A 7,103-nucleotide genomic window follows, 5' to 3' on the forward strand; every position below is an offset into this window, starting at 1 on the left:
TCGGCACGCTTCCGCAGCGCGTCGAGCTCGTCCCTACCGGCGTGCTCTCGCCAACCCTGCCCGTCGGCTTCCAGCCCCTTGTGGAGCAGGTCCTCTCTGACAAGCCCCTGGCCCAGCGGCTGGGCGCGCTCCGGGGAGCCCTCACGGGCGCGCGGGACATGGCCGTGGCCCTGAGCAACCACGTCCGGCAGATGTTCCAGCCCTCCGAGCCTCAGCCCACCTGGCCCCTGGGCACCGTCCGGGTCCGCTTTCCCGCCCCCTGGTACCTGGGCGATGTCCCCGCGAGCGTGTCCTTCCCGGAAGAGCCCTCGCTGCAAGAGACGTTCGACCGCTGGGCCCGGGCCGCCACGGGCCGCCGCGTCGGGCTGGCGCTCGGGGGAGGCGGTGCCTTCGGCTACGTGCACCTGGCCCTCCTCGAGCGGCTCCTGGAGCCCTCCAGGACCCGGCTCGCACCCTCCACGTCCGAGGAGGAGTCCTCGCTCCGAGTCCCCGTGGACATGATCTCTGGCTCCAGCTTCGGCACGGTGGTGGGCGCCTTCTACTGCGTCGGCGGCAAGAAGGGGCTGGAGCGGATGAAGGAGCAGTGGGGCCTGCTGGCCGGGGCCATTCCCTTCGGCGTCGTGACGAGCACGGGCATCCAGTGGATCCTGGACTCCCTCCTCGGCCCGGTGAAGCTGGAGCAGCTCGAAGTGCCCCTCTTCCCCGTGGTGGTGGACGCCGACGCTGGCGTGGAGTGGGACGTGCGCCAGGGCACGGTCGGCCAGGGCGTCCGTGCCAGCGGCGCATTCCCGCCGCTCATGGGCCCGCTGATCCTCCGCAACCGGCGCCTGCTCGACGGGGGCTTCGTGGCCAACGTGCCGGTGAATGTGCTCCGGACGGAGGGCGCGAACCTGCTCATCGCCTCCAACCCCATTCCCCGGCTGTCCCCCCGGAGCCGCACATACCCTCGGATCCCTGTGGTGAGCTCCCTCTGGCGCCAGGTGAACCCGCGGCTGCGAGTGGAAGACTCCTACCGGATGCTCACGCTGATCGGCCGGGTGGCGGGCGAGTCCCAGAGCCGCTCCCAGGACATGGTGGTGTACCGGCCCAAGTTCAACTCGGCCTCCATCACGGCGATGAACCGGGGCTTCCGCGTCAGCGCCGAGGCGGAAGAGAGCCTGGAGCTGGGCCAGGCCGTCCTCGCGGCCCGCGCCCTGTGGCGCTCGCGCCTCAACAACGCCGTCTCGCTGATCCGCTGGGACGAGCAGGCGAGCACGGCGCAGCTCACCGAGCCCGTGCTCTTCGACGGGGAGCTCATCTCCCCGGTGAGCCAGCGCTCCGTCCTGGCCGAGCTGGTGGACTTCCTCCAACACCGCAAGGGCTTCTCCTCGTTCCTCCTCGAGGCCACTGCGGCGACGGAGGCGGAGGCCCTCGCTCGCGCGCAGGCGCTCAAGCAGTACCTCATTGAGTCCTTCGTGCCCCATCCGCCAGAGAAGATCGAGGCGCGGGGAGAGGCCTCGAAGGAGACGCCCGAGTCAAGCTGCCGGGTGCGGCTCCAGCTGAAGAGTGGCCGGGTGGACGCCCAGTACGCCGCGCGGATGGAGGAGGCCTGGCGTGAGCAGCAGGAGGTGGCGCGGCGGGCCCTGGCGGATGCGCAGGCCCGGCGACTGCACCTGGCAGTGGAGCGCCAGGGCCGGACAGGCGATCCCGAGCGGGTCCGCCTGCTCGCGCTGGAGGCCGCGAGGCTCGACCGCTCCGCCGACACGGACCGGGCCTTGAGGACGGTGCTCGATCGCAGGGGCACGCTGCTGCGCCGCTTCGACGCCGAGATCCCCGTGACGTGCCTGGCCTGGAGTCCCGATGGGCGACGTCTGGCGGTGGGGTACAACGACGGCACGCTCCGGCTCTGGGACGTGGAGCAGGGTCAGCACGTCTGGGCCGGCAGGCAGCCGAACGGGAGGGACGTCGCGATCAACATCGTGGCCTGGTCTCCGAGCGGGCACCTGCTGGCCAGCTCCGGCTGTGACTCCCAGCTCGTCCTGTGGGGACACATCCCCGAGGGACTCGTGCCAGTGGCCATCCAGTTCGTCAACACGTGGAACCACTGCGCACTCGCATTCTCTCCGACGGGAGGACACCTCCTCGGGCCCTTGTCCACGGACGACATCGGCAAGCGAGGCGCGGCGATCCTCCGCGTGCGCCCTGACGGCCAGCTCGACGAGCTGTCGGAGCAGGATCTGCTCCCAGGCGCCTTCGCCGCCGCGGCCTGGGATCCGGAGCCGCGGAGCCTGCGGTTTGCCACCGTGGGCGACGACAAGCTCACCCTCTGGCGCATGGCCCAGGCAGGGCCGGAGCAGCTCCGCGAGGTCCCGCTCGAGGGGGCCTCCACGCTCGCCTGGACGCGGGCGGGAGCTGCGCTGGTGGTGGGTGGGGCTCGAGGCGCCTTCATCCTTCGCCCGGATGAGGGCGCGGAGCCGCTGCTGCTCGACACGCAGGGACAGACGGTTCAGAAGGTGGCCTGGAGCACAGACGGGAAGCGAGTGCTGGCCACGCTCCTCGGGGGCAATGCGCTGCACGTCTGGGAGCCCTCCGGCAAGCTCCTCACGGTGCTCCGCATGGAGGCAGAGGGGCTCCTCCAGTCCGTCCTCTGCCACCCCGAGCGGCCCGAGGTGGCCCTGACCTGGGGCGGAGAGGCCGCCTGTGTCTGGGATGTCTCGACGTGCCGCCAGCTCGCGTGGCTCGGAGGGCACACCGGGTTGATCCAGCAGGCCGCCTGGAGCGCCGATGGGAACCGCGTGGCCACCGTCAGCGCTGACGGCTCGGTGCGCGTGTGGGGGCCCTTCGGCGGAGGACCGAAGCGATCCTCCTGGAGCGAGTTCGAAGAGCAGGGCCTCCAGGCCGCTGCCGGCAAGCGCTTCCGGTGGCCCTCGAGCGGCGTGGGGTTCCACCTCCAGGTCGGCGACGGCCGCCGGATCTGGGTCACGTCGCGAGGAGAGGCCGGCGAGCTCCTCGTCCCGGTGCAATCGAGGAAGAACGGGAGGCTTGCCCCGAAGCCGTGGCGGCGTGGCACGCCGTTGCCCCGGGAGGTGTTCAGCAGGGAGGGCAACCCGCCCTACATGCACTGGAGCCCGGACCGGAGCAAGGTGGCTCTCCAGGAGTCAGGGCGCGTCTCGATCTGGGATGCGAAGGCCTGGGAGCTCCTCGGGGAGCACGCGCGCGAGGGGCTCAACGCCACCCATGTGGCCTGGCACCCTTCCGGCAAGCGGCTGGCGATCAGCCGGTTCACGGGTTGGCATCAGGCGGTGATGCTGTGGGAGCTGGAGCAATCACCCCAGCCGGTCCTCCTCAAAGGAGCGGCGGAGACGGACGGCGTGTGGGAGCTCGCCTGGAGCCCCCATGGGGAGCAGCTCGTCACCGCGAGCAATGACGGGCATGTCTGCATCTACAGCGTGTCCCACGAGGAGGCCCGTGCGAAGGTGGTGATGCACCTGCACCACTGGGCAGTGCCTCGACGCGTCGCCTGGCGCCCGCAAGGGGATCTCATCGCCTGCGGCGACAGGCTGGGCGCGGTGCAGATCTGGAACAGCGAAGGGAGGGATCTCGTCTCCAGCCCCCAGCTGCGCCGGGCGCTCATCGAGCTCCTCGTGTGGAGCCCAGATGGCTCGCACCTGTTCTCCGCCGACATGACGGGGCGCGCGCTGCTGTGGCGGCGGGACGGAGAGGCCTGGGTCACGATGGCCGTGCTGGACGCCGAGCCCTCCCGGCTGAGGTGGGCCGCCTTCAGCGAGGATGGCACGTGGGTGGTGACGACGGACTACGACGGGAGGGTGCGCTTCCATCCCGTGGATCTCGACACCCTGGTGGGCTGCGTGAAGGCACACCCCGGCCGCCAGGAGCTCACCGTTCTCGAGCGTGCGCTGTACCAGATCAGTGGCTCCGTGTGAGGCCGTGAGCCGGCACGTTCTTCCGCCACGCCCCTACCCCTCGAACGAGATGAACCGGCCAGGTGGAAACGAGCCCCTCCATCAAGAACCGATCTGGTTCCCAAGGCGATCCGAGCCTCCTCTTTAGGAGCGGACTCGGCTCAGAGCTGCGGGTTGCTCTGCTTGGAGGCGGCGGGAATCGAACCCGCCGCCGGCGACTTCCGGCGAAAGTAGCCCAGAACCCAGAACGGTCGAACACGGTTGCCGCAGGATTGTCGCCGCTGCCACGGGGAGCAGGCATGCCTCGCAGCTCGTGTAATGTGGGGGGCTCGAATGCACGACCGGGTACGAGGCCCGGCGCGAGGGAGGACAGATGGCCGAGCAGCCAGTCCGGGTGGACGTGTGGAGCGACTACGTGTGCCCCTTCTGTTTTCTGGTGGAGCCCACGCTGGAGCAGCTCCGGAAGGACTACGGAGAGTCCGTGCAGGTGCACTGGCGGGCCTTCGAGCTGAGGCCTGAGCCGGTGCCCACCCTGGATCCGGCGGGTGAGAAGCTGCGCAGCACCTGGCAGCGCGTCGTGTACCCCATGGCCGAGGAGCGGGAGATGACGATTCGCCTGCCTCCCGTGCAGCCTCGCAGCCGCAAAGCCTTCGAGGCCGCCCAGTTCGCACGCGAGGCCGGCAAGTTCGATGCCTTCCACCCGGTCCTCTTCCGGGCCTTCTTCCTGGAGGGCCGAGACATCGGAGAGCTCGCGGTGCTGCGAGAGCTCGCCGCCTCGGTGGGGCTGGACGGCGAGGCGCTGGGGCGCGCGCTCGCCGAGGGCCGCTACACCGAGCGCGTGGTGCGCGACCGGGAGCAGGCCCTGGCCGCGGGCGTCACCGGCGTGCCGGCGATGTTGGTGCTCGCGTCCGAGGCCACGCAAGGAGTGATGGTCAGCGGCACCCAGCCCTATGAAGTGCTGCAGGAAGCCCTCGAGCACGCGCGCCGCGGCCCCCTTCCCCCGAAGCCTCCGGCATAGCCGCCCTTTTCCAAACTTCGCTACGCGAGCGGGAGCTCCAGCGTGGCCGTGGCTCCCTTCCCCGGCCCGTCACTCTCCAGCGTGAGGCGTCCCCCCAGCGTCTTCGCCGCCAGCGCGCTCGAGTGCAGCCCCAGCCCTTGCCCACCCTCGCGCGTGGTGAAGCCTTGCGAGAAGAGCCGCTCGCGGTGCGCGGCCTCTATCCCCCGGCCAGTGTCCACCACCTGGATGCGTGCCGTATTCTCCTGGGCATAGAGCCGCACGTGGAGCTGGCGCTGTGCCTCTGGCAGCCCGTGCATCGCATTCCCGGCATTGCTGATGAGGTTGATGAGGATCTGCAGCACCCGGTGCTTGTCCAACCGCACCCGGGACAGCGCGCTCAGCTCCTGGGTGACGGTGACGCCGTGGCGCTGGAGCACAGGCATCTGGATGCTCAGGGCATCCTCGACGATCTGGGCGAGATCGCACTCCTCGGGCAGGAGCGTGCTCCGGGCGTAGTCCTGATGGACCTGGATGATGGCACGCAGGTGCTCGATCTGCTTGTTCAGCTCCCCCGTGCCCTCCCGCAGCGCCGCGTGCTCGCGCAGGAGCTCTTCGGCGAGGGCCGAGAGATAGCTCGGCAGCTGGAGCCCCTGCGGATCCCGGGTGAAGAAGTCCGCCAGATCCTCGCGATGCTCCTCGAGCATGGCGGTGACCTGCTTCAACCGGCTCATCCGCGAGGAGTCCACCTGCTCGCGCACCGTCTGGAGGTTGACGATGGCGCTGGTGAGGACGTTGCCCACATTGTGGAGCATGCTGGCGGCCATCCCGGCCTGAGCCGTGTCGCGGGGCTGCTCCGCCGGGCGGACCCGAGCCTGCTGTAGCTCCCAGGCGCGCTCCTCCAGGCGCTGCCGGAGCTCTTCGTTGGCACGGAGCAGGGTGGCCTCGGAGCGCAGAACCTCCGCATGCCGGCGCGCATTCTCGAGGGAGATGGCGGCCTGTGAGGCGAGGTGCCCCATCAGGGAGAGGGCGGCGGCGGTAAAAGCACGGGGCGTGAGATCGTTCTCCAGGTACAGCACCCCGTGGAACGTCTCCCCGCGCAACAGCGGCAGGCAGAGCACCGACCGTGCCCGCCCGTGCCCAAGTCCGGGATCGGACGAGAATGGGTGCGGCTCGGAGGTATCGCTGAGGAGCACATGCTCTCCGGTACGTCGCGCGTAGGAGATGAGCGTCCACGGCAGGTGATCCTCGAGGCTGCGATCAGGAGCGCTCTGGGGCACGGCGCCGGAGCGCGCAGCCACCGTCAGCTGGTCCTCTCGCGGGAGCAGGAGGACTCCCCACCGCGCGCTCGTGGTCTCGAGGGCGACACGCACCAGCGTCTCCGCCAGCTGCTCGAGGCTCAGCTCACCGGAGAGGGCCTGCTGGGCCTTGGACAGGGTGAGCGCCCCGAGCTGAGTCGCGCTCACATCGTGGAGGGAGCCCGACAGGTTCTTGAAGGAGACGAGGTGGGGCCACTGAGCCTCCAGGTGCCGGGCTTTTCCGAGCGCCCCCCACTGCAGCCAGGCCTCCCAGGACTGCCGGGCGTAGACCTCTGCGACAGTGGGGGCATGGCGCTCATACCAGAACCTCGCCGCCAGCTCGCTGGCGAGGCCAACATTCTGGATGAAGCCGTGCGCACGCGCCGCGAAGAGCGCCTCCTCGTAGGCACGCAGCGCCTCCTCCGTCCGGCCGGTGATACGGGCCAGCTCGGCGGAGACCATCCGCTCGGGAGCACGGAAGTTCTCGGGGCAGTAGCTCGCCCACTCCTCCAGCTGCTGCTGGTGCCCTCGCAGGGTGTCGAGGTACCGCGCCTGCTCCTGCGGCGCCGCTGACGGGTAGCAGGCGGCCAGCGTGAGGGCCTGGTAGAGCTGGAAGTCCAGGAGCTGGATGTGGCCCTGCGTGGACCAGAGGAGCTCGCCAGCCTTGGCTCCTGCCTCCCGGGCCTGCTCGTACGCGCCGCACATGAAGCGCGACTGCATCTTGATGATCCAGTACCAGCACTTCATGGTGCTGTGGTGCTGGGGGGACAACCGGGCCTCGAAGGACTCCTCGTCGAAGTCCTCGCCGCCCAGCGTGTCGAACGAGCGCGAGAGCCCTCGCAGCTGCTGTACGTACCGCTGGGTGTGATGGATGACATCCTGCAAGGCCAGGAAGCCGGCTCTGCGCAC

General features: G+C 69.9%; 3 protein-coding genes. 2 read left to right on the forward strand and 1 reads right to left on the reverse strand.

What is annotated here, in order from left to right; genetic code table 11:
* A partial coding sequence (locus VD972_RS00395; protein WP_324979025.1) for a patatin-like phospholipase family protein occupies window positions 1–3,923 on the forward strand: 3,923 nt, incomplete at its 5' end.
* Between the two features lie 352 nt (window positions 3,924–4,275).
* Window positions 4,276–4,920: a DsbA family oxidoreductase gene (locus VD972_RS00400; RefSeq protein WP_324979028.1), complete on the forward strand. Its 645-nt coding sequence runs from the start codon at window positions 4,276–4,278 to the stop codon at window positions 4,918–4,920.
* 20 nt (window positions 4,921–4,940) lie between these two features.
* Here the strand turns inward: VD972_RS00400 and VD972_RS00405 are convergent.
* On the reverse strand, window positions 4,941–7,103 hold a 2,163-nt coding region (locus VD972_RS00405; RefSeq protein WP_324979031.1), incomplete at its 5' end, for a GAF domain-containing sensor histidine kinase.

The organism is Hyalangium sp., from assembly GCF_035629615.1.
Classification (GTDB): domain Bacteria; phylum Myxococcota; class Myxococcia; order Myxococcales; family Myxococcaceae; genus Hyalangium.

What these genes read in the sequence shown, in the direction of transcription:
- VD972_RS00400 (WP_324979028.1), top strand. Translation starts at nt 4,276, where the DNA reads ATGGCCGAGCAGCCAGTCCGGGTGGACGTGTGGAGCGACTACGTGTGC.